Annotated in this window: 29 protein-coding genes and 3 tRNA genes; all 32 read left to right on the top strand. The window is 51.4% G+C overall.

What is annotated here, in order from left to right; all coding sequences use genetic code 11:
• The 32 genes from ACJ9Y9_RS12670 to ACJ9Y9_RS12515 all read left to right on the top strand — a co-directional run bounded on the left by ACJ9Y9_RS12670 (position 1) and on the right by ACJ9Y9_RS12515 (position 20,468).
• Complete coding sequence (locus ACJ9Y9_RS12670; protein WP_407226153.1) at positions 1-747, top strand: ATP-binding protein; 747 nt, start codon at positions 1-3, stop codon at positions 745-747.
• An 18-nt stretch (positions 748-765) separates the two neighbouring features.
• Positions 766-1,008 carry a hypothetical protein gene (locus ACJ9Y9_RS12665; protein WP_407226152.1) on the top strand — a complete coding sequence of 81 codons (243 nt, stop codon included), beginning with the start codon at positions 766-768 and terminating at the stop codon, positions 1,006-1,008.
• Positions 998-1,579: an HNH endonuclease signature motif containing protein gene (locus tag ACJ9Y9_RS12660; RefSeq protein ID WP_407226151.1), complete on the top strand. Its 582-nt coding sequence runs from the start codon at positions 998-1,000 to the stop codon at positions 1,577-1,579. The genes ACJ9Y9_RS12665 and ACJ9Y9_RS12660 overlap by 11 nt, the downstream gene beginning before the upstream one ends.
• Positions 1,580-1,739: 160 nt before the next feature.
• A protein-coding gene (locus ACJ9Y9_RS12655; RefSeq protein ID WP_085949440.1) for an IS3-like element ISKpn8 family transposase occupies positions 1,740-3,109 on the top strand; the annotation gives its coding sequence in 2 pieces (ribosomal slippage) (positions 1,740-2,220 and positions 2,220-3,109; 1,371 coding nt in all).
• Positions 3,110-3,208: 99 nt separating this feature from the next.
• Positions 3,209-3,364, top strand: coding sequence for a type I toxin-antitoxin system Hok family toxin (locus tag ACJ9Y9_RS12650; protein ID WP_407226150.1), 156 nt, complete (start codon positions 3,209-3,211; stop codon positions 3,362-3,364).
• Positions 3,365-3,706: 342 nt separating this feature from the next.
• A complete protein-coding gene (locus ACJ9Y9_RS12645) occupies positions 3,707-3,904 on the top strand; it encodes a hypothetical protein (protein WP_407226149.1) in 198 nt (65 codons plus the stop codon).
• Positions 3,905-3,961: 57 nt separating this feature from the next.
• Complete coding sequence (locus ACJ9Y9_RS12640) at positions 3,962-4,561, top strand: DUF1367 family protein (RefSeq protein WP_407226148.1); 600 nt, start codon at positions 3,962-3,964, stop codon at positions 4,559-4,561.
• On the top strand, positions 4,558-5,211 hold the full coding sequence (locus ACJ9Y9_RS12635) for a phage N-6-adenine-methyltransferase (protein WP_407226147.1): 654 nt from the start codon (positions 4,558-4,560) through the stop codon (positions 5,209-5,211). The genes ACJ9Y9_RS12640 and ACJ9Y9_RS12635 overlap by 4 nt, the downstream gene beginning before the upstream one ends.
• Before the next feature lie 14 nt (positions 5,212-5,225).
• Complete coding sequence (locus ACJ9Y9_RS12630; RefSeq protein ID WP_407226146.1) at positions 5,226-5,600, top strand: hypothetical protein; 375 nt, start codon at positions 5,226-5,228, stop codon at positions 5,598-5,600.
• Positions 5,585-5,884 (top strand): DUF1364 domain-containing protein, encoded by a 300-nt coding sequence (locus ACJ9Y9_RS12625; protein WP_407226145.1) that lies wholly within the window; start codon positions 5,585-5,587, stop codon positions 5,882-5,884. Before ACJ9Y9_RS12630 ends, ACJ9Y9_RS12625 begins: the two co-directional genes overlap by 16 nt.
• Complete coding sequence (locus ACJ9Y9_RS12620; RefSeq protein WP_407226144.1) at positions 5,884-6,570, top strand: bacteriophage antitermination protein Q; 687 nt, start codon at positions 5,884-5,886, stop codon at positions 6,568-6,570. The genes ACJ9Y9_RS12625 and ACJ9Y9_RS12620 overlap by 1 nt, the downstream gene beginning before the upstream one ends.
• Positions 6,571-6,729: 159 nt before the next feature.
• On the top strand, positions 6,730-6,933 hold the full coding sequence (locus tag ACJ9Y9_RS12615) for a DUF2767 family protein (RefSeq protein ID WP_109844027.1): 204 nt from the start codon (positions 6,730-6,732) through the stop codon (positions 6,931-6,933).
• A gap of 141 nt (positions 6,934-7,074) precedes the next feature.
• Positions 7,075-7,151: transfer RNA gene (locus ACJ9Y9_RS12610), tRNA-Ile, on the top strand.
• A gap of 78 nt (positions 7,152-7,229) precedes the next feature.
• A tRNA-Thr gene (locus ACJ9Y9_RS12605) sits at positions 7,230-7,305 on the top strand.
• Between the two features lie 3 nt (positions 7,306-7,308).
• Positions 7,309-7,383, top strand: a tRNA-Gly gene (locus ACJ9Y9_RS12600).
• 364 nt (positions 7,384-7,747) lie between these two features.
• Positions 7,748-8,074, top strand: a complete 327-nt coding sequence (locus ACJ9Y9_RS12595; protein WP_407226143.1) for a phage holin, lambda family — start codon at positions 7,748-7,750, stop codon at positions 8,072-8,074.
• A complete protein-coding gene (locus ACJ9Y9_RS12590; RefSeq protein ID WP_407226142.1) occupies positions 8,071-8,688 on the top strand; it encodes a glycoside hydrolase family 19 protein in 618 nt (205 codons plus the stop codon). Before ACJ9Y9_RS12595 ends, ACJ9Y9_RS12590 begins: the two co-directional genes overlap by 4 nt.
• On the top strand, positions 8,685-9,224 hold the full coding sequence (locus ACJ9Y9_RS12585; RefSeq protein WP_407226141.1) for a DUF2514 family protein: 540 nt from the start codon (positions 8,685-8,687) through the stop codon (positions 9,222-9,224). The genes ACJ9Y9_RS12590 and ACJ9Y9_RS12585 overlap by 4 nt, the downstream gene beginning before the upstream one ends.
• A 97-nt stretch (positions 9,225-9,321) precedes the next feature.
• Positions 9,322-9,525, top strand: a complete 204-nt coding sequence (locus ACJ9Y9_RS12580) for a hypothetical protein (RefSeq protein ID WP_407226140.1) — start codon at positions 9,322-9,324, stop codon at positions 9,523-9,525.
• A gap of 51 nt (positions 9,526-9,576) precedes the next feature.
• Positions 9,577-10,158: a hypothetical protein gene (locus ACJ9Y9_RS12575; RefSeq protein WP_407226139.1), complete on the top strand. Its 582-nt coding sequence runs from the start codon at positions 9,577-9,579 to the stop codon at positions 10,156-10,158.
• Complete coding sequence (locus ACJ9Y9_RS12570; protein ID WP_407226138.1) at positions 10,115-11,023, top strand: hypothetical protein; 909 nt, start codon at positions 10,115-10,117, stop codon at positions 11,021-11,023. Before ACJ9Y9_RS12575 ends, ACJ9Y9_RS12570 begins: the two co-directional genes overlap by 44 nt.
• Complete coding sequence (locus ACJ9Y9_RS12565) at positions 11,020-11,637, top strand: methyltransferase domain-containing protein (RefSeq protein WP_407226137.1); 618 nt, start codon at positions 11,020-11,022, stop codon at positions 11,635-11,637. The genes ACJ9Y9_RS12570 and ACJ9Y9_RS12565 overlap by 4 nt, the downstream gene beginning before the upstream one ends.
• Positions 11,638-11,661: 24 nt before the next feature.
• A complete protein-coding gene (locus tag ACJ9Y9_RS12560; protein WP_407226136.1) occupies positions 11,662-12,063 on the top strand; it encodes a hypothetical protein in 402 nt (133 codons plus the stop codon).
• Between the two features lie 150 nt (positions 12,064-12,213).
• Positions 12,214-12,846 (top strand): ParB/Srx family N-terminal domain-containing protein, encoded by a 633-nt coding sequence (locus ACJ9Y9_RS12555; RefSeq protein WP_407226135.1) that lies wholly within the window; start codon positions 12,214-12,216, stop codon positions 12,844-12,846.
• Positions 12,836-13,702, top strand: coding sequence for a hypothetical protein (locus ACJ9Y9_RS12550; RefSeq protein ID WP_407226134.1), 867 nt, complete (start codon positions 12,836-12,838; stop codon positions 13,700-13,702). The genes ACJ9Y9_RS12555 and ACJ9Y9_RS12550 overlap by 11 nt, the downstream gene beginning before the upstream one ends.
• A gap of 8 nt (positions 13,703-13,710) precedes the next feature.
• On the top strand, positions 13,711-13,968 hold the full coding sequence (locus ACJ9Y9_RS12545; protein WP_006119763.1) for a hypothetical protein: 258 nt from the start codon (positions 13,711-13,713) through the stop codon (positions 13,966-13,968).
• Complete coding sequence (locus ACJ9Y9_RS12540) at positions 13,968-14,996, top strand: terminase small subunit (protein WP_407226133.1); 1,029 nt, start codon at positions 13,968-13,970, stop codon at positions 14,994-14,996. Before ACJ9Y9_RS12545 ends, ACJ9Y9_RS12540 begins: the two co-directional genes overlap by 1 nt.
• Before the next feature lie 9 nt (positions 14,997-15,005).
• Positions 15,006-16,331 (top strand): terminase large subunit domain-containing protein, encoded by a 1,326-nt coding sequence (locus tag ACJ9Y9_RS12535; RefSeq protein ID WP_407226233.1) that lies wholly within the window; start codon positions 15,006-15,008, stop codon positions 16,329-16,331.
• 12 nt (positions 16,332-16,343) lie between these two features.
• A complete protein-coding gene (locus tag ACJ9Y9_RS12530; protein ID WP_407226132.1) occupies positions 16,344-17,771 on the top strand; it encodes an anti-CBASS protein Acb1 family protein in 1,428 nt (475 codons plus the stop codon).
• Entirely contained in the window at positions 17,731-18,561 is an 831-nt protein-coding gene (locus tag ACJ9Y9_RS12525) for a hypothetical protein (RefSeq protein ID WP_407226131.1), read from the top strand. Before ACJ9Y9_RS12530 ends, ACJ9Y9_RS12525 begins: the two co-directional genes overlap by 41 nt.
• Entirely contained in the window at positions 18,542-19,864 is a 1,323-nt protein-coding gene (locus ACJ9Y9_RS12520) for a DUF2213 domain-containing protein (RefSeq protein WP_407226130.1), read from the top strand. Before ACJ9Y9_RS12525 ends, ACJ9Y9_RS12520 begins: the two co-directional genes overlap by 20 nt.
• Complete coding sequence (locus ACJ9Y9_RS12515) at positions 19,857-20,468, top strand: hypothetical protein (RefSeq protein WP_407226129.1); 612 nt, start codon at positions 19,857-19,859, stop codon at positions 20,466-20,468. Before ACJ9Y9_RS12520 ends, ACJ9Y9_RS12515 begins: the two co-directional genes overlap by 8 nt.
• Positions 20,469-20,471: the final 3 nt, after the last annotated feature.

Below are 20,471 nucleotides of genomic sequence, written 5' to 3'. Positions count from 1 at the left end.
ATGAAAAATATTTCGGCAGGCGGCGCGATGGAGCGCCTCAAAAAATTAATCCCGGCTGGCGTGCAGCCGAAGTTTTCCACCGCTGACGAGTGGCGTAAGTGGCAGACCGAGGAAGGGCTTAAACGGGCTGCCGAAGTGGACAAGCTGAACCAGACGGCGAGAGCCGAGAAGATTCTCGGGCGCTCCGGGATCCAGAGTCTTCACCAGAACTGCACGTTCAAAAATTACGAGGTGAAGAACGATGGCCAGCGTCACGCACTTAGCCTGGCAAAGAGCTACGCAATGAATTTTGGTAATGGCTTCACCAGCTTTGTTTTCAGCGGCAGCCCTGGCACCGGGAAAAACCACCTTGCCGCGGCGATAGGCAATTATCTGCTGGCTCGGGATAGCACAGTGCTGATTGTCACAGTGGCAGACCTGATGCTGAGGGTGCGGGCTTGCTATGACGGCGGGCAATCAGAGGCCTCGCTGCTCGATGAGTTGTGCCGCGTCGATCTGCTGGTTCTGGATGAAGTCGGGATCCAGAAGGATTCGAAGCACGAAAAAATAATCATCAATCAGATTATCGATCGCCGTCTGGCATCGATGCGGCCGGTAGGCATTCTGACCAACCTGAACTTTGACGAGCTGGCCGCGACCCTGGGCGAGCGCGTAGTGGACCGCCTGAAAATGGATTCGGGCATGTGGGTAAATTTTGCGTGGGAGAGTTACCGAAACAAGGTTACTCACTTGCGCCTGGTAAAATAATCGCGAAAAGAGGTTTATGTGAAAAATTCATTATCCGATCTGAATAACCACCTGTTTGCACAGATGGAACGCCTGAGTGATGAATCGCTTACCGGTGAGAAACTTCAGGAAGAAATACACCGGGCAAAAGCTGTCACCGGCGTTTCATCGCAGATCATCAGTAATGCGCGTCTGGTGCTTGATGCAGAGGATTATAGCCGTGGTCTGAAACCGGGAGACACTCCGGACGTTCTGCGGGTGGGTAAAGCAAATGGCGCATAAATACAGCGAAATAGAATTGAACTGGGTTAAGTGGCACGCTGCGCTCGGGCGGCAGGAGCTGGCCGACAAATTTAACGAGCGGTTCGGTACTACGCAGACAGCGGAACAGCTGGTTTCGCTGAGGAAGCGAAAAGGGTGGCTGACCGGCCGTGATGGTCGGTTTAAGGCGGGGCAGCCCAAAATACCCGGTTCTGGCGCCAAAACGCCTAACGCCACATCATTCAAGAAGGGTAATCGCCCGGCGAACTATGTTCCCGTTGGGACTGAAATTATTGATGGTGATGGCTATCGTCGTGTGAAGGTTGCTGATCCGAACGAGTGGGAGTTTGTTCACCTCCGGGTGTGGGAGCAGCAAAACGGCCCAATCCCGCCCGGGGCGGTTATCCGCTTTCTCGATGGTGACAAGCAGAACGTCACTCCCGGCAACCTGGTTAAAGTCAGTAAGGCAGAGCACCTGCACCTGAACCGTCGGGAGTACAACGCTGCACCTGATGAGATAAAACCGGCGTTGCTTAGCTTATCGAAGCTGGAGGTAAAACTCTTTGAGATTCAGAGGAATGAAGAGCGGTAATGGTTGCGCCGGGAAAATGGCAGGGTATGATTGCGCCGGGTGCTTGAGACTTTCTGTTTCAGGCATACACGAAGCAGAAAGAGAAAAGCCCCGAGCTGATAAATCAACCTGTATGTACTGCACCCATTTTGTTGGACGATGAAATGGAATAGTCCCTGATATGTCAAAGCCAAAATACCCCTTCGAAAAGCGCCTTGAAGTCGTGAATCACTACTTCACAACTGATGATGGTTACAGGATCATCTCTGCACGTTTTGGAGTACCCCGAACCCAGGTCAGGACGTGGGTTGCCCTCTATGAAAAACATGGAGAAAAAGGTTTAATTCCCAAACCTAAAGGCGTTAGTGCTGATCCAGAGTTGCGCATTAAGGTCGTGAAAGCCGTGACCGAGCAGCAAATGTCCCTCAATCAGGCTGCTGCTCACTTTATGCTTGCTGGTAGTGGTTCTGTAGCCAAGTGGCTGAAAGTCTATGAGGAGCACGGAGAAGCTGGTTTACGCGCACTCAAGATCGGCACCAAAAGAAACATTACAATGTCAGTTGATCCAGAAAAAGCGGCGTTAGCATTGGAGCTGTCGAAAGACCGACGTATCGAGGATCTTGAAAGACAAGTTCGATTCCTTGAAATGCGGCTTACGTATCTAAAAAAGCTGAAAGCCTTAGCTCATCCCGCGAAAAAGTGAAAGTACTCAACGAGCTAAGGCAGTTTTACCCTCTTGATGAGCTTCTCAAGGCAGCGGAGATACCGCGCAGTACGTTTTATTACCATCTAAAGGCTCTCAGCAAGCCTGATAAGTATGCGGATGTTAAAAAGCGTATTGGTGAGATTTATCACGAGAATAAAGGTCGATACGGATACCGCAGGGTAACGTTGTCTCTCCATCGAGACGGGGAACGGATTAACCATAAAGCTGTTCAGCGCCTGATGGGAACCCTCTCGCTTAAGGCAGCGATTAAGGTCAAGCGATACAGCTCCTACAGAGGAGAAGTAGGGCAAACCGCCCCCAATGTTCTCCAAAGGGATTTCAAGGCTACACGGCCAAACGAGAAGTGGGTTACCGATGTTACTGAATTTGCAGTCAATGGGCGCAAGCTGTATTTGTCTCCAGTAATAGATCTCTTCAACAACGAAGTTATTTCTTACAGCCTGTCGGAAAGACCTGTGATGAACATGGTCGAGAATATGCTCGATCAGGCATTCAAAAAGCTTAAGCCTCACGAGCATCCTATTCTGCACTCTGACCAGGGATGGCAGTATCGCATGAGAAGGTATCAAAACATCCTTAAAGAACAAGGAATTACACAGAGCATGTCAAGAAAAGGGAATTGTCTGGATAATGCAGTCGTGGAATGTTTCTTTGGAACCTTAAAGTCGGAGTGTTTTTATCTTGACGAGTTCAGTAATATAAGCGAACTGAAGGATGCTGTTACGGAATATATTGACTACTACAACAGCAGAAGAATTAGCCTGAAATTAAAAGGTCTGAGTCCAATTGAATATCGAACCCAGACCTATGTGCCTCGTGTTTAACTGTCCAACTTTTTGGGGTCAGTACAACCCGAGGCCCCTCGTATGCTCGCACGTACAAGGTTAGCCTCTTACAGACCGCAAGGTCAAGGAGAAGCAGCCATGAAGCCGCAAAATTCTGTTATCTGGTGCCTGCTTATCGTCTGCCTGACGATACTGGCATTCACTCTGTTGACCCGCCATTCGCTTTACGAACTGCGAATACGGGATGGTAGCAGGGAGGTCGCGGCAGTCATGGCATGTGAGTCCAACCAGTAAGGGTAACCGGCGGGGAGAAATCCCCGCCACCAGCGTGTTAAGCTGAGGCGTTCCCAGGCACCCATTCCCTCATATTTAGGCCGTTCCCCTCATACGTTTCGCTATCTTACTTAGCTGCTATTACATTGAACAAAAAACACACAACCAATTGATTTTTATCGTTATGATCAAAAAGAAAGCTATAGACACTGGTGAATTATACTGGTTTTATATACAGTGTATTGATGCCACTTATCTCAAATAGTCCTGTCGGGTTGATTGAGATAAGCGTACGCATCGGCTTAACTATCGGGACGCGCGAAGGAAAGTGATGGATCCCCAAGAACATGCTGGAGCGAAGTGATGATCATACCTGACCACTTAGTTCGTGGCCTGAACAACAGCACCAGACCCGTTGTGCTGTACAGGGACGAACACGGCGATGTTGTATATGGTTTTGTGTTGCGCCCTGACGAGTTTGTAACCAGTGTGCAGCAGATGGCTGAAGCGCGTAAAACTGCCGGATTATCGGCTGTTGATGATGCTGATAATCCACTATAATCTATAGACAGGTCTGAACAACCTTCTGAGATATCACTGTGTCACCGGAGAAAACCGATGGCACAGATTCAACTTCAAAAAATTAGCTCCGAAACCCTGACCCCGGCAACGCCCGAGGCCAGCGAATTTTTGCAACGTATCAAAATCGGTGAGTGGATCCACGCCGACTTTAAGCGTGTGCGCAACTACCAGTTTCACAAGCGTTTTTTCAAACTGCTCCAGCTTGGCTTTGACTACTGGACGCCAACCGGCGGCGCTATTCTGCCCGAAGAGCAAAAGCTGGTTAATGGCTTCGTCGATTTTCTCTGCCGGCAGGTAGGTCAGCAGCATAGCGTTGCGCTTTCCGACGCAGCAGAACAATACCTGTCCGATGCCGCACACACGCGTACACGCGATATTGCGTTGCTCAAATCATTCGAAGCATATCGCGAATGGGTAACCATTCAGGCTGGTTACTACACGGAACACGTTTACCCTGACGGAAGTCGTAACCGCCGGGCGAAGTCTATTTCTTTCGCAAAAATGGACGACCTCGAATTCCAGCAATTCTATAAATCCAGTTTGAATGTTTTATGGAATTTCATCCTGTTTCGGTCGTTTAAATCCCCTGATGAGGTAGAGAACGTCGCTGCTCAGCTTCTGGAGTATGCCGCGTGAACCTCAATCCATATTGCAAGGCACTTGAAGAACTTCGTAATCGCAGGTCACACAAACTGAAAGAGGTTGGCGACCAGTGGCGGACACCAGACGCGATCTGGTGGGGTATAAACGCGAAGTTTGGACCATTTTCCCTCGACCTGTTTGCAGACGATCACAACTCCAAATGTGAACACTATTACACCGCAGAAGATAACGCGCTGGCGCAGGACTGGTCTGCTCGTCTGTCTACACTTGGCGGCGCTGGATACGCTAATCCTCCTTACAGCCGTGCCACTCAATTCGAAGGCCAGTACATCACCGGAATGGTACCGATCATGCAACATACCTTCGCAATGCGGGAGCGCGGTGGGCGGTATGTTTTCTTCATTAAGTCGGCAACAAGTGAAAGCTGGTGGCCGGAAGATGCTGATCACATCGCCTTCGTGCGTGGGCGTATCAGCTTTGACCTTCCTGACTGGTATATCCCGGCTGAAGGTGAGCCGTCTGAATCCTCTGCGGGGTTCGGTATGGCGATCGCGATATTCGATAAAACATGGACAGGTCCGGCGACAAGCTACATCAGCCGGGAGGCGCTTGAAAACACAGGCCGCATGATCCTGACTCAAATCCAGCGGGCAGCAATGAAGTTAGTCGGGGTAGGCGCATGAAAAAAGAGGCCTGTATGTTTTGTGGAGCACCGGCAACGCTATTATGCGATGGGCGTCTTGGCTATCCACCAAAAGTTATAGACGGGCAGGAGTTTATCGACCCGTTTCATCCCTATACCTGTGATGCACCTATGTGCAGTAGCTGCACAGTGCAGCAGGCGATGATGCACATTTGCAGCCGTGGGAAAGGATGCCGGATCGAAACCGTTGATTATTGCCCTATCTGCATTCGTGATCTCCCAGCCTATCCCCAGACGGTTCATCGCCTGATTTACTCACCGGGGCAAGCGGTGACCATACGCCGCGCTCACTGGGCGGGATTCAGTAACGATTACCAGAACGGTCTGAAGCTTGAACAGGGAGGAGGTCAGCAATGTCTCGATCTGTGAATCTTCGTAAAGAAGCCCGTGGGCGTGAGTGCACCGTTCGAATACCTGGTCACTGCACCTTCAACCCTGAAACCAGCGTACTCGCACATTATCGCCTTGCCGGAACCTGCGGTACTGGCAGCAAGCCCGATGATTTACAGGGGGCCATTGCATGTAACGGGTGCCACGATGTTATCGACGGCAGAGTTAAAACCAATGAATACACATACGAAGAATTGCGCCTGATGCATGCAGAGGGTGTATTTCGTACGCTCGCAATCTGGAAAAAAGAGGGTTTTATCTGATGGATCCGCAATTAATTGAATACGCCCGGATTGAGCTTACCTATGCACTGATGGATAACTCAGGTAAAACGAAAGGGCAGTTGCAGGCATTCTGTGAACATCCACCAGCAGATAAAGATCGCAATCCGCGCAAACCAATTCATGTTGTAGAACTGGATAACGGCCGGGGCGGCGTCCGGTGTGTAAAAGCTGAAAATAGCGCCGTCTATGTGCTGGAAACCCGAAGCCGCCGCAGGCCGCTGCCGCCAATTAACGATAATGAATTTTCTGCCGCACCGTGGCGCCGCGCAGTTAACATGCTTCCGGAGCATGAACAGGCATGGCTTCGTTATTGCTATGGGTTTGATCTTACGTTCCGTTATCAGACGATGATATGTGAAGCTATCTGGAATGGGCACCAGCACGCGCTGCCGCCTGGCCTGCTTAAGAAAACGAAAAAGCGCATTATTTCTCTCGTCTGGCTGGCTGTGCAGGAAGTGGCGGCGCAGCAGATGAACGACACATATAAGCAATATGCTGGCGCGTTGCTCGCTACACACCTGGGGGTTTCACGATCAACATGGTGTGAGGTTTATGCACCTCACTGGAAGATGCTGAAGAGCGCTGTGGAGTTGCTGGATCTTGAGTCGTTGAGTAGCGTTTTAGTCAGGATGCCTGAACCAAATTTTGAGGAAGATATAGGCTGACTATTGCAAAACCGAACAAAATAGCCGATATTTAAGGCTAATTTGGTATGTTGCCAAAATTGTACAAACCCGCTTAATTGCGGGTTTTTTGTTTTCGATCTGGTTTCTTGCAAATTTCTGAATGTAAAATCACCAATATTACTTAACACAGGTGAATTCATGAAAGAAAGTGAAGCGGATGCGCTCTACAATGAGATGTGCCGGATAGTCGGAGATGCGGTATTTATTCTTTGTGATACTGACATAGAAACGAAGAAGTACAATATTGCGAATGCGCTCAGAACGGCTTTATCTGGTGATCACGGTCACACTGAATACATGCGTAAAGCGATGGAAGCCGCAATCACTGTTCTGGAGCGGTAAACATCATCAAAACTTTCAAGCCCTGGTATATGCCTGGGTTTTGTATTCTACCGGATCAGATTTCAGCCGCTGGTGGATACTCACCGACGACAATTGCCGGGGATTGCATGGTTAGTTTCACTTATGTATCATCTCGCTCCCGGCCCTTTAGCTCAGTTGGTTAGAGCGTGCGACTCATAATCGCCCGGTCGCTGGTTCAAGTCCAGCAAGGGCCACCACACCGCCACTAGCTCATCGGGAAGAGCGACAACCTTGGTGTTGTAGTACGGGGTTCGAGGCTCCGGTGGCGGACCAACGCCGACTTAGCTCAGTAGGTAGAGCAACTGACTTGTAATCAGTAGGTCACCAGTTCGATTCCGGTAGTCGGCACCATTTGCGGGCATCGTATAATGGCTATTACCTCAGCCTTCCAAGCTGATGATGCGGGTTCGATTCCCGCTGCCCGCTCCAGTTTAAGCTTTTCGGTATGCGATGATGGGTTCCCCGGAGCGACTGAAAAGCAACCTCGTTTTGAATGGGCGCTGCTTTTTGCAAAATTGCTGCGTAAAAATACTGACCTTTGGGTTCAGCGCTCATCCAAAAGCATCTCGTTAAATTCCAGTTAACCTCGGGTGGTTTGTTGGATGAGATGCCTCTCTATTCAAGAAACCTCACTTCGGTGGGGTTTTGTTTTTTAAAGGCCTCGGCATTCGCCGGGGCTTTCTCATATTAAGGCCGCTGACAGGTCAATTTAGTGCGACGCCTTTCCCCGTTGCCGCTCCTGGATATTCGGGGATTTTTTATTCTCACACGGCGCCCCGTTCCGGAGGTGACTATGGAAAAACACGGAATAATTGAGCAAGCAATGAAATGGTTGGCTGTATACCTGCCGTCGGTTTATGCCGGGCTGACGGCTTTAGGGATTTCGGCATTAATGGATATAAGGGCTGGAAAGCCCAAAATCTATACAGCTACCGGGGCGCTGGTTTGCGGAATTGCAGCATTGGCAGTATCAGCAATTCTCGAATATTTGGGCCTGACTGCAAATTCCGGCGCATTCGTTGGCGGCATGATTGGTTTTATTGGCGCTGACCGATTGCGTGATATTGCCGTCGCGTTGTTTACCAAGCGTACCGGCATCAGCACAGAGAAAAGCGAATGAATAAATCACAGTTTCAAAAGGCGGCTAATATCAGCGCCGAATTAGCTGCGCGTTGGTTTCAGCCAATAGATGCGGCGATGGCTGAGTTTGGCATTACATCAATTGACGATCAGGCAATGTTTATCGCTCAGGTAGGTCACGAGTCCGGAGGTTTCTCTCACATTGTGGAGAACCTGAATTATTCGGCAGATGGTTTACTGGCTACATTCGGGAAATATTTCGACGCAGAAAGTGCTCAGGAATACGGCCGTACCCCTGAGCACCCGGCTAACCAGCAGGCAATTGCAAATATTGTCTACGCGAACCGAATGGGTAACAGTTTTCCAGGATCAAATGATGGCTGGAACTACCGCGGTCGTGGACTGATTCAGATTACCGGTCACGACAATTACCGGGATTGCGGCACCGGCCTCGGCACTGATTTGCTGCTGGTTCCGCAGCTACTAGAGCAGGACGAATACGCTGCTCGCTCTGCTGCGTGGTTCTATGCTGCAAAAGGCTGTCTGAAGCACTCCGGGGATGTCAAAGCCGTTACGAAAATTATTAACGGCGGCACTAATGGCCTCGATGATCGACAGGCGCGCTATGACAAGGCGAAATCGGTGCTTGTATGACGCCGTTGTTAGCGTTGCTGGGAAAATATTGGAAGCCGTTCGCGATCACTTTGCTGGTGGCTTTTTTGTTTTGGCGAGTGTTCGACGCGGGATATGAGTCGGCGGATTCTGCCTGGAAGCAGCAATGGCTACAGCGGGATCTTGCCGATTCAACCGCGACTTTACATCGAGAGGTCGCAGAGCGTGCCGAAGAACGGCGGCGACAGCTGGTGGTGGTGGAGGAGCGAAAACGTGCAGATGACGAACTGGCGAAAGTACAGGCCAATGTTGATGCTGCTAATCGTGCTGGTGACGGCCTGCAGCAACAACTCGCCACATTACGCAGGCAACTCGCAAGAAGTGAAACCGGCCGCATTTCCGCAATTGCAGCAGCAGGCGCGACAAAAGCCGAGACCACCCGAGTGCTCGCCGAGTTGCTTGGCGAATCTGACAAAAGAGCGGGAATCTATGCGAAAGAGGCTGATGAACGCTATGCAGCAGGATCAAGCTGCGAACGAACCTACGACAAAGTGATCTCAAGCAAAGAAAATGAATAAATTCATGTTATGAGGCATGAAGAACATTGTTTTTCAAGAAATCTCCCCAAGATTTCAAATTGCCTTAGAAATGCTAGGGCGAATATGGAGATCGATAATGTTAGAAGGTTATTTCTGGGAAAGTGAAGGTCGTGAAAAAGTTCAACGTCTGCTGGCAGTTCAGGCAGCGCTTGAAATTGCTAAACATTGTGTGGGTAACGCTCAGCAGGCTGTGTATTCCAAAGCTGACGATGATTTGACCAATGTAGCGAAAGAAATTTCAAATTTGGCAGATGCAATTCAGGCTGCTCTAAATAAGTAAGAACACATCTTCTTCTAACCGCCTTCGGGCGGTTTTTTTACGCCTAAATTCATGATCAAAACCTTTATCTGCGTCGCCAGCGGCCCGTCGCTGACGGCGAACGACTGCGCACTGGCCTCTGGCTCCGGTTATCCGGTCATCGCGGTTAATTCGAGCTGGAGGGCAGTGCCAGACTGCCAGCACATCTACGCAGCCGATTTCACCTGGTGGGATCATTACCACGACTCGCTGGAAACCAGCGCGGAACTCTGGACTCAGAGCAAGCGGGCGCACGCCCGGTACGGCGTGAAGCTTTTCAACCCATCAGATAACGGCCCGTTCAACTCCGGGCAGCGTGCCATTCAGCTGGCTGCACACCTCGGCGCAGAGAGGGTGATTCTTCTCGGCTACGACTGCACCCTGGCGAACGGCGCACACTGGCATGGCCGCCACCCTGCAACGATGCACAATCCGGTACCGCGCGAAGTAGGGCGCTGGCACTCCGACTTTTCTTCTCTCGCTGGTGCTTTGCCGGGCGTGGAGATTATCAACGCGTCACGCGAGACCGCGCTGACTTGCTTTAAACGTTTACCACTTGAGGCGGCACTTTATGCCTGGAAAACTGTACTTCGACGGGATGCACGGCATCGGTGACAATATTAACCAGCGCTGTTTCATCAAAGCGCTGGTGCAAAAAGGCCACGAAATCTGGCTGAAAACACCATTGCCGGAAATTTACGCCGGAATTTCTAACCTCCACTTCGTTCACGCCAACTCGCCTCTGCGCACCCAGAAGAAAAGCGAGCAGTCTTCCACCGTGATGTTCGAACGCGAACCGCCAGGCATACCGCGCACCAGAATTTTTTACGGGAACGGTCACCTGCAGTCGGGCAGCATCTTCGACGCGATGGAACAGCAGTTCGGTACCGCGCCAGCGTGTATGGATTTACCCAGCTATACATCTGCAGATATCCGAGTTCCGGCGGGTAAGCCGGTGGCAGTGATTCGCCCTACAACGGAGCGAACCGAATGGCATAACGCAAGCCGTGGCCCTCTGAATCAATACATTGACGACGTGGCGCGTCGCCTGGCTATCTGCGGATATCACGTCATCAGCGTTGCCGATGTCCAGGAGGGGAAGGAATGGATCCCCGACGGTGAGCCATTCGCTCACCAGAAATTCCACCATGGCGAACTGACTATCTGGCAAATGCTGGCGCTGGTGGAGCGTGCCGACATCGTACTGACAGGGCCCTGCGTCATCATGCACGCGGCGCTGGCCTACCAGAGACCGATGATTTGCCTCGCTGGTGGCAATGGCGGCAATAACCACCATCTGAAGGTAACCGATCCACGCTGTATGGATTTGTCCCGTGCTTTATTCGTCTACCCGGACCGATATTGTCATTGCCAGGAAATGATCCACGACTGTGACAAAATGATCACCGGACTGCCAGAAAAGGTGGAAGGTTTCATCACCACGGTGCACCAGCAGGCACGCAGGCGGAACGCAGCATGAAACGTTTTTCTCAGGAAATTAAGAGCGGTCTGGTCTGGCTGCCTGAACTCGGTATGGGGCGTTATCCGGTACCAAAAGATCGTCCCTATGATGCAGAGTATTTCTCCCGGTACCAGGAGCTGGCCGACACGGACCTCGGACGGGAACTGACTGAGGCGCGTATTCGGCTGGTGGCACGGCACTATACCGGGCCGGTTCTCGATGTGGGGATTGGTGCAGGGCAATTTGTCACAGCGCGGCCGGAGACTAAAGGGTTCGACGTCAACCCTGCAGGCGTTGAGTGGCTGAAAGAGCGCGGAGCGTGGGGGAACCTCTACCGTGATCGTTATTCTGCCCTGACGTTCTGGGATAGCCTGGAACACATCGACCGCCCGGATATCGCCGTCGGGCGAGCGGAAAAATGGGTATTCGTCTCGGTACCGATCTTTTCCGGTGCTGAGCACGTCATTCGGTCCCGCCATTTCCGCCGGGATGAGCACATCTGGTACTGGACCCACGACGGGCTGGTGGCCTGGTTCGTCGAGCAGGGTTTTGAGCTGGTGGAAAGCAACGGAATTGAGACGCAGCTCGGGCGAGAGGGTATCGGCAGTTATGCGTTTGCCAGGATAGAATAATCTCCTTAAATCAAGGAGGTTTTCATGTGGCATACAATATACAACTGGCCGTGGGCGACTATCTGGTCGGCGATATCAGCGATATTCACCGCAGCGGCTGTTGGTGTGGCAGGTTGGGCGATTTTCCGGTGGAAAAAGCAGGACGAGTTAAGAGTGAAGCTTGATTTTAAAAAATCGGTAACACAGTACGCTTATGCGCTTACTCATATGTCGAAAGTTAACAAGGAAGAGTTACGGAGTCTGTACGGCAAATGTTCTTTTGATTGGATGGCGTGTGAGGGTCTCCTGAAATCGAATAAAGTAGTATTTGATAACTGGAAAGGTCTTGTGGATAAGCACATGGACTATATGGATGGGAAGCCTGTTGCCAAAAAATTGATGCTTCACTGTACTGCAATTATGGATGAAAAATTTGTATTCAAATAAAAGCCGGGTTTCCCTGGCTCTGCTTTAGAACAGCAGCCACTACAGGGTGTCATTACGATGGCGCCCGATAGTGATTGTTAAAGCCGTAATGGTACCCGCCGCGCACCCAGCGCATTGATCGTTACTGCTTTTTTATCAGAGAGCGGAGATATGACCGAGAAACTAAAAATCGTCTATCGACCGTTAAAGGATTTAACCCCATACGCCCGCAACGCCCGAACGCATGACGATCGGCAGGTGTTGCAGCTTGTGGCCAGCATTGAGGAATTTGGCTGGACGAACCCGATACTTATTGATGAACACGGTGAAATTATTGCCGGACATGGCCGGGTGCTGGCCGCCGAGCAGATAGGAATTGCTTCCGACCCCACGATTACGCTTTCGGGGCTCAGCAATGCACAAAAGGAGGCATATCGGATAGCTGATAACAAGCTTCCTCTGAATGCGGGCTGGAATGGCGAGCTACTTAAGCTGGAAATCGAGGCATTGCAGGACATTGAGTTTGATGTCGGGCTGCTGGGATTTAGCGATCTGGAGTTAGGCGATATTTTGGGCGTTGAACCAGACGACCCGAATGATCACTGGGTGGGAATGCCGGCATTTGACCAAGAGAACAACAACGGCGTCCGGCAGATTATCGTGCATTTCGAAACGGATGCTGACGTTGCGCTGTTCGCCCAGCTTGTTCAGCAGCAGATCACGGCAAAAACGAAATATATCTGGTACCCGGAACATAAACGGGAATCCACGGTGAATAAGGCATACATCAGCGATGAATCCTAATTACCCGATTTATATTGTCAGTAAAGGCCGGGCTGATACGCGCATGACAGCGAAAGCGCTGGAGCACATCGGTGTACCGTATCACATTGTGATCGAGGAGCAGGAGTACGACCAGTACGCCGCTGTCATCGATGTGAAGAATATTCTGGTGCTCGATAAGCAATACCAGCGTGACTATGACACCTTTGACGATCTGGGGCTGACTAAAAGCGTCGGTCCGGGTGCGGCGCGGAATTTTGCGTGGGATCACTCGATAGCCAACGGATTCGCCTGGCACTGGGTTATGGACGACAACATCCGTCACTTTTTCCGTCTGCATCAAAACAAGCGGATCCGCGTGGGTGACGGAACCATTTTTCGCTGTATGGAGGATTTTGTGCAGCGGTATGAAAATGTGGGAATGGCGGGACCGAATTACGCCATGTTTGCCCCGGAGAGGGACAAGCTACCGCCCTTTGTTACCAATACCCGCATTTACTCCTGCAACCTTATTCGCAACGACCTCCCGTTTCGGTGGCGGGGGCGTTACAACGAGGATACGGATTTATCGCTAAGAATGCTGAAAGCGGGCTGGTGTACGGTCCAGTTCAATGCGTTTCTTCAGCAAAAAATCCAGACGCAAAAAACAAAGGGTGGAAACACCGCGGAGTTTTACGCGAAAGAGGGAACTTACAACAAAAGCAAAATGCAGGTTGAGATGCACCCTGATATTTCCCGTATGACGCACCGCTTCGGTCGGGTTCATCATTATGTGGACTATCGGGGGTTCAAAAAATTGCGTCTTCGACTGAGAGAGGATTTAGAACTGCCTGCCGGCACAAACGACTACGGAATGGTACTCCATATCAAATCGTAGGGGTGTTTATGTTCGTTCGTGAAAAAGTAGAGGCGCTGGCCGCCCGTCGCCTGACGGAACAGCAGATTGCAGACGTACTCGATATCGATATGGACGAACTGAGGCAGGACAGGGAGAGGCTAGCGCTATTTCGCGAGGCCATCCGTATCGGGACGGCAAAAGGCGAAGCTGAATTACGGGGGGCGTTATACAAACGTGCCCGTAACGGTGACGTATACGCCTATAACGAGCTGATGAGGCTTTCGCGCAGTAAGGACAGTGATTGATGAGCAAACCCGACTGGAAGGAGCTGCAATCTCAGTTTGCTGCCGCTCACGCCAGTACGGGAATAAAGCTGAAAGACTGGTGTGAAAAGCAGGGATTGGTTTACGACACAGCCCGCCGCTACATAAAAAAATCTGCGCAAAATAATGCGCAAAAAAAAACTGCGCAGACAATTGAGCAGAATCCTGATAAAGCCGCTCCAGAACAGGGGAAGGGAAAGAGAAGGGCGGTAAAAAACTGCGCAAAACCAGATCCCGTAAGATCCCCTTTTTGCGCAGATCTCTCCGATAAAGAAAAACTGTTCGTTTCCTACTATCTGGAGTGCCGAAATAAGTACGAGGCATACAGGAAGGCAGGTTATACAGGAGGCGAGAGAAACGCCCGGATGCTGTATCGCAAGCCATCGGTAGCGAGAGCCATAAATCAGGGCATCGAACAGTTAAGCGAGCAGGCCATATTAAATGCGCAGGACATTCTCAGGCACTGGCATGAAATAGCGATTGCCGATCCCGCTGAGATTTCTCAGATGCGCCGTGTGTGCTGCCGCTACTGCTGGGGATTCGATAACCGCTATCAGTGGATTGACGAAGATGAATATGACAAGGCTGCCGCCAAAGCTGCGAAGGACAGCAAACCACCTCCGGATCCGTCTGGGGGATTTGGTTTCGTAGCTAACGACGATCCCAACCCAGATTGTCCGAAATGCGCGGGTGAGGGCATCGAAGATGTTTTCCTTGCTGATACGAGGGATTTAGTTGGCCCGGCGCGTCGACTCATTGCCGGGGTGAAGAAAACCAAATTTGGCATCGAGGTCATGACGCGTGACCAGGACGCTGCACTGAAAAACCTCGCAGCATTCCACAATCTGGCCTCCAGCGAGCAGGAAAGAGAACTTCGGTTACTTGAAATCGAACGTGTCCGCCTGAGCAATGAAAAAATCAAAGCCGAAATCGAAAACCTCCGCAATGGGGCGAACGGTAACGAGCAGATCATTATTCACAATTCGCTGAAGCCGCCAGGCGCTGAATAAGCAGGGTGTATCGTGGCGGAAATTTTCTTACCGGAATTACATTCCGAGCAATTGCGTGTCTGGACGGAAGGTTCTGAACACCGATACAACGCTATTCGTTGTGGCCGACGTTGGGGCAAAACCGTAATGCTGGTCGATATAGCAGTGAGCTATGTCACCAATAAATTCGTCATACCGGGTACAAAGAGGTCAATAGCCGGACGCGTGGGGATCTTTACCGCGCAATATCGCCAATATCAGGAAATCTTTGACGAGCTGGTCGAATATCTTAAGCCGCTGATCAAAACGCAGTCGCGCAGTGAAAAGCGAATCCTGCTTAAGAACGGCGGCAAAATTGACTTCTGGGTTACTGACGATAACAAACTGGCCGGGCGTGGCCGTAAATACCACTGCGTCCTGATCGATGAAGCCGCTTTTACCAAATCACCGGAAATGCTGGAAGAAATCTGGCCCCGCGCTATCAAGCCAACGCTGGTGGATTATCGCGGTCGCGCCTGGGTGTTTTCCACTCCTGACGGTATAAACGATCAGAACTTTTTCTACGCCATCTGTAACGACCCGGCTCACGGCTTCCATGAGCATCACGCACCGTCTTCATCAAACCCTCACCTTCCTGCAGATGAACTTGCGGAAATAGAGAGGACGACAGATCCCCGCGTATGGCAGCAGGAATTTCTGGCCAAGTTTATCGACTGGTCGAAAGAAGCGCTGCTGGACGTGAATAAGCTGCTGGTGGATGGATTGCCTGTTGAGATGCCAAGCTCCTGCGACGTGATATTCGCGGTGATGGATACAGCGCTCAAAGGCGGTACTGAGAACGACGGCACTGGCGCAGTGTACTTCGCTTATGAGCAAACGTATTCCGAGCCACGCCTGACCATCATCGATTGGGACGTAACGCAGATTAAAGCGTCTCTTTTGCCGGAGTACATGCCTGGCGTTTATGACAACCTCGAACGTCTGGCGAAGCTATGCCGTCCGCGATTGGGAAGCCAGGGCGTGTTCATGGAAGATGCCGCTATGGGTGCCATCCTGAACCAGAAAGCAGAGACAGAGGGCTGGCAAATGCAGCCTATCAAATCAGCACTGACAGGGAAGGGAAAAGACGAACGTGGCGTTTTGGCGTCCGGTCATCACTGGCAGGAGAAAGCAAAAATAGCGAAACCTGCATTCGATAAAACGGTTGAGTTCAAGAAAAAGACCGCTAATCACCTCTGGCGTCAGATAGCTGGTTTCCACCTGGCTGATCCCAAAGCGCACAAACGCGCAGACGACCTTTTCGATTGCTACACGTATGGCCTGATCATCGCGTTCGGGAACTACGAAGCACTATAGACAGGAAGCCCCATGGCAGAGATTCAGATTGACGCGGCTCTCAGCTCTGCGCTGGCGAAGATACTGGAGTCTGAAGAAATTCAACCCGGTACCGACGTCGGTTATGAGGTCTGTAAGCTGCTCTGGCAGTTCCACCCGCTCGGCGGGAAACTCGTTGAAAAACCCATCTCAATGGCGATGTGTAAGCCCCGGCAATACAGCGTTGATACTGACCCGGATGAACGTGTTGTTCGCCGCTTCCAGGAAGTTTGGGAACGCATGGAGTTGAACGAGAAAATAAAAAATTTCTTCTTCATCTCCCGGTGTTACGGGGCCGCGGCGATCGGAGTGGGAACGACGTCCACATCATGCAAGGAACCGTTGCCGACATTTGGGCTTACCGAGGATGAGGTGTATGTGAACGTCTGGGATCCATTGAATGCTGCAGGCTCGATGGTGACAGACCAGAATCCGAATAGCCGGTATTTCCAGAAGGCCAACGATGTCCTGAAAATCAGCGGGAAAAACTGGCATTCATCCCGAACTCTGAAGGTTTTCAACGGCACGCCAATCTACCTGGAGTATCAGAATTCAGCGTTTGGCTTTACTGGCCGCAGTGTGTTCCAGCGTGTTCTGTATTCGATGAAATCGTACGTCGGAACGATGGTTGCTAACGATCTCGTGAGCCAGAAAGCGGGCGTGCTGGTGGCGAAGGTTCAGCAGAACGGTTCAGTGATGAACGGAATCATGGCTGCAGCTACCGGGAAGAAACGCGAATTCGTTAAAGAAGCACGGAATAAGGGCGTTTTGAATATCACCCCGAGTGAGGATATCGAATCCCTAAACTTGCAGAACATCGATAAAGCTCTCACCACATCCCGCGACAGCATCATTTCTGATATCGCCTCAGGCAGTGATGTGCCTGCGATCCTCATCAAAGAGGAGGCGTTTTCCAAAGGCTGGAGTGATGGGGCGGAGGATTCAAAGGCGATCAGCCAGTATATCGACGGCGTTCGCCAGCTTATCGAACCTGTGATGGATTATTTCGAGCGTCTTGTCCAGTACATCGCCTGGAGCGAAGATTTTTACAACTCCCTCAAAAACGATTATCCGGACATCATCACGGAGGACTACCAGACAACGTTCTTCATGTGGCGTCGGGAGTTTACTGCGAAGTGGCAGGAACTCGTCGAAGAATCCCCGGATAAACGTCGCGAAGCGGACAGTAAGGTGATTCAACAGGCTAAGGACCTCTTCACGGCGTTGACCGCCAATATCGATCCAGAAAACCGGGCAATTGTCGCTGATTGGCTGTCGAGTGTTGTCAACGCCACTCAGACATACGGTGACGTCCCTCTCATCATCGATACAGAAGCGCTGGCGAATTACGTACCGCCGCCACCACCTCAGGAGCAACCGAATGGCAACAATCAGCCGGGCGGGGAAGAAGAGGAGGGTTAAAAGCCTCTATGAGGTGCTTACCGACGCTGTAAATTACTACGTCAACAACGGTTGGGATTCAGAGAAATCTTTGCTCGAGTGGAGCCGCAAATTGCGCGTCGCGGCCACGCGGGAATCGCCCAGCCCTGAAGTCGCCCGGAAGCACCTCACCGCAATATACAGCCGCCTCGTCGTTGATGGTGGTGCACTGAAAGACCAGCCGCCAGACGGTCCCACGAAAGTCACCCTCGATAAGCTGAAGCCGCAGTTCCGCGAAGAACTCAATAAAAGGATCTTTTCCAGCGCCAACCTGATTCAGCTGAACCGGGACCAGGCGATTGAGCGCACGGTGCAGCGTTTTCAGGGGTGGGTGACATCGATACCGCCGGATGGCGTTAGCGAAATCGACAAAAACGCACAGAAACAGGCGATTCGAAAATCGGTTTCCGATCTCGACTTCATCAGTCGCCGGGTAGCGATAGACCAGGGCCATAAACTTGCCAGCAATGTGAAATACCTGCTTTCAGTGCAGAGCGGGGCTATCGCCTTCAGGTGGCATTCGAACTGGCGGCGGCCCGGTTACGACTATCGAGTTGACCATAAAGACCGCGACACGCTGATTTACCTCCTGCGCGGCTCATGGGCCGTGGAACAGGGTCTGATCAAACCAGTGCACGGTTTTTACGACGAAATCACTGCGGCCGGCGAAGAGGTTTTCTGCAGCTGCCAGGTATTCCCGATTTATGCGCCTCAAAAACTGCCCATCGAATTTTTAACGGAGAAGGGAAAACGTGAATTTAACAGAGCTTGAATTAGCGCAGCGAATACGGGATGGCACAGCACCGTCACCCATGAAGTTTTCGAACATGTGGCTGGTGAACCTGCGCATTACGGGTACCGGGCTGGCGTACCGTTCCGGGCTGAAAGAACACGTCTGGCGTGATCCGAAACTCTACCTTAACGATGAGTTTTTGCAGCGGTGTAACGGCTTGCCCGTCATTGCCAATCACCCTGACGAAGCGATCCTCACCGAGGACGACTTTACCGAACGTATCGTTGGCTCCGTCATGCTGCCTTACATACGTGGGGATGAGGTCTGGGCTGTCTGCCGCATTTATATACGCGACATTGTGGACCAGATAGCCACTGGCAAGGTCTCCACGAGCCCATCTGTCGTATTCAACAACGCATCAGGAAATGTGGAGGTGCAGGACGGAGACACGAATTTCTTAATTGAAGGCGTGCCTTTCCTGCTCGATCACATCGCCCTGGTAACAGAGGACCACGGCTCTTTGGGAGTGTGGGACAAAGAAAAGATCCCCACAGGGGTCGAGGTTTCCAACAAAACAGGTGACATAGATATGGACGAGAAACAGCTCGAAGCGTTTCAGACGATGCTTGCAAAAGCGGTAGGCGATGCAATGGGCGGTGTTAACCAGGGCATCCAGCAGTTAACCGCTCGCATGGACTCTCTGGAGCAGGGGTATAAAGCCCGCGCCGACGCAGATGATGAAGCGAAACGCCAGGCGGATGAAAAGGCCAAAGCGGACGAAGAAGAACAGAAAAAGGCTGATGCCGCTGCAGAGGAGCAGCGTAAGGCTGATGAGGCAGAAGCGCAGAAAAAAGCCGATGAGGAAAAGGCCAAAGCCGATGAAGCTGCGGAAGAAGAGAAGCGTAAAGCCGATGCGGAGGAAAAAGAGCGCAACGATGCAGCGATGAGCGAAGCGCAAGCAAAAGCCGACTCTGCGTATACCTCGTTAGGCAAGCGTGCTCCTGAACCGTTCTCTGGTGAAAAAGCGCTGGATTTCCGTAAACGCGCTTTGATCGCAATGCAGAAACATTCACCTCAGCATGCGGAAGTCAACATCCGAGCAATCGCAGACTCTGCAACGCTTTCCGTACTGGAGGATGCGATTTACGGAGCTGCCCGTAAAACCATCACCGAAGAGATGAACAACACTCAGGGCCAGCTTCACAAACGTGTACGCAGCGATGAAGCAGGTCGTCGTATTACTGAGTATGCCGGTGATCCAAATGTCTGGTTAGCGGCCTTTAAAACCCCGCCGCGCCGTGTTGCTAAATTCTACACTCAAGGAACCATGAACAATGTCTGATATCACTTTTAACCCATTTAAAACCCAAGGTTCACCGACAGGCATGTTCAACGTCGAGTCGCGTGGCCTCGTTCAGGGTGATGCGCAAGATGATCCTGCGATTCGTCTGCAACTTTGCTCAGGCTCCTGGTCTGGTACCGATGCAGTTTGGGCTGGTGTTGGTGCAATGGAATGCATCGCCACTGATGCAGCCAACATCGCTGGCTCAAATATGAAACCTGCTACTGCCTCGGTGTGCAACGCGTTCATCGTTTCTAATCAGGCATACCACGGCATTATCACTGCAGGGAATAACGTTCCCTTGTATGTCGGTAACGGTTCGGTGCACTACTACCGCGTTGGCTCAGGTGCTCGTATCCCTCTTCCGGTTAGCGCTGCTGTGGCTGCGCTGGCGACTGGCAACGACGCAGTTGGCGCGGATGGTTTCGTTTGGGACCTGACGAACAACATCATTGATGTTTACTCCAGCGCGACCTCTGCCAATCCGAAACTGGATATCAAACTGCTGATGGTTTCCCAGAAAGGGAACCTGACAGTGAAGAAAAACACCGATGGTACGGTTGTCTGGGAAAATGACAAACCGTGCGGCCTGTTCTTGATTTAAGGA

The organism is Enterobacter sp. CPE_E1241 (genome assembly GCF_045618265.1).
Taxonomy (GTDB): domain Bacteria; phylum Pseudomonadota; class Gammaproteobacteria; order Enterobacterales; family Enterobacteriaceae; genus Enterobacter; species Enterobacter adelaidei.
This window is presented reverse-complemented; position numbering and strand designations above follow the sequence as displayed.

Coding starts and splice junctions, on each gene's coding strand:
- ACJ9Y9_RS12670 (WP_407226153.1), top strand. CDS start 1: ATGAAAAATATTTCGGCAGGCGGCGCGATGGAGCGCCTCAAAAAATTA.
- ACJ9Y9_RS12660 (WP_407226151.1), top strand. CDS start 998: ATGGCGCATAAATACAGCGAAATAGAATTGAACTGGGTTAAGTGGCAC.
- ACJ9Y9_RS12650 (WP_407226150.1), top strand. CDS start 3,209: ATGAAGCCGCAAAATTCTGTTATCTGGTGCCTGCTTATCGTCTGCCTG.
- ACJ9Y9_RS12645 (WP_407226149.1), top strand. CDS start 3,707: ATGATCATACCTGACCACTTAGTTCGTGGCCTGAACAACAGCACCAGA.
- ACJ9Y9_RS12640 (WP_407226148.1), top strand. CDS start 3,962: ATGGCACAGATTCAACTTCAAAAAATTAGCTCCGAAACCCTGACCCCG.
- ACJ9Y9_RS12630 (WP_407226146.1), top strand. CDS start 5,226: ATGTTTTGTGGAGCACCGGCAACGCTATTATGCGATGGGCGTCTTGGC.
- ACJ9Y9_RS12625 (WP_407226145.1), top strand. CDS start 5,585: ATGTCTCGATCTGTGAATCTTCGTAAAGAAGCCCGTGGGCGTGAGTGC.
- ACJ9Y9_RS12620 (WP_407226144.1), top strand. CDS start 5,884: ATGGATCCGCAATTAATTGAATACGCCCGGATTGAGCTTACCTATGCA.
- ACJ9Y9_RS12615 (WP_109844027.1), top strand. CDS start 6,730: ATGAAAGAAAGTGAAGCGGATGCGCTCTACAATGAGATGTGCCGGATA.
- ACJ9Y9_RS12595 (WP_407226143.1), top strand. CDS start 7,748: ATGGAAAAACACGGAATAATTGAGCAAGCAATGAAATGGTTGGCTGTA.
- ACJ9Y9_RS12590 (WP_407226142.1), top strand. CDS start 8,071: ATGAATAAATCACAGTTTCAAAAGGCGGCTAATATCAGCGCCGAATTA.
- ACJ9Y9_RS12585 (WP_407226141.1), top strand. CDS start 8,685: ATGACGCCGTTGTTAGCGTTGCTGGGAAAATATTGGAAGCCGTTCGCG.
- ACJ9Y9_RS12580 (WP_407226140.1), top strand. CDS start 9,322: ATGTTAGAAGGTTATTTCTGGGAAAGTGAAGGTCGTGAAAAAGTTCAA.
- ACJ9Y9_RS12575 (WP_407226139.1), top strand. CDS start 9,577: ATGATCAAAACCTTTATCTGCGTCGCCAGCGGCCCGTCGCTGACGGCG.
- ACJ9Y9_RS12570 (WP_407226138.1), top strand. CDS start 10,115: ATGCCTGGAAAACTGTACTTCGACGGGATGCACGGCATCGGTGACAAT.
- ACJ9Y9_RS12565 (WP_407226137.1), top strand. CDS start 11,020: ATGAAACGTTTTTCTCAGGAAATTAAGAGCGGTCTGGTCTGGCTGCCT.
- ACJ9Y9_RS12560 (WP_407226136.1), top strand. CDS start 11,662: ATGTGGCATACAATATACAACTGGCCGTGGGCGACTATCTGGTCGGCG.
- ACJ9Y9_RS12555 (WP_407226135.1), top strand. CDS start 12,214: ATGACCGAGAAACTAAAAATCGTCTATCGACCGTTAAAGGATTTAACC.
- ACJ9Y9_RS12550 (WP_407226134.1), top strand. CDS start 12,836: ATGAATCCTAATTACCCGATTTATATTGTCAGTAAAGGCCGGGCTGAT.
- ACJ9Y9_RS12545 (WP_006119763.1), top strand. CDS start 13,711: ATGTTCGTTCGTGAAAAAGTAGAGGCGCTGGCCGCCCGTCGCCTGACG.
- ACJ9Y9_RS12540 (WP_407226133.1), top strand. CDS start 13,968: ATGAGCAAACCCGACTGGAAGGAGCTGCAATCTCAGTTTGCTGCCGCT.
- ACJ9Y9_RS12530 (WP_407226132.1), top strand. CDS start 16,344: ATGGCAGAGATTCAGATTGACGCGGCTCTCAGCTCTGCGCTGGCGAAG.
- ACJ9Y9_RS12525 (WP_407226131.1), top strand. CDS start 17,731: ATGGCAACAATCAGCCGGGCGGGGAAGAAGAGGAGGGTTAAAAGCCTC.
- ACJ9Y9_RS12515 (WP_407226129.1), top strand. CDS start 19,857: ATGTCTGATATCACTTTTAACCCATTTAAAACCCAAGGTTCACCGACA.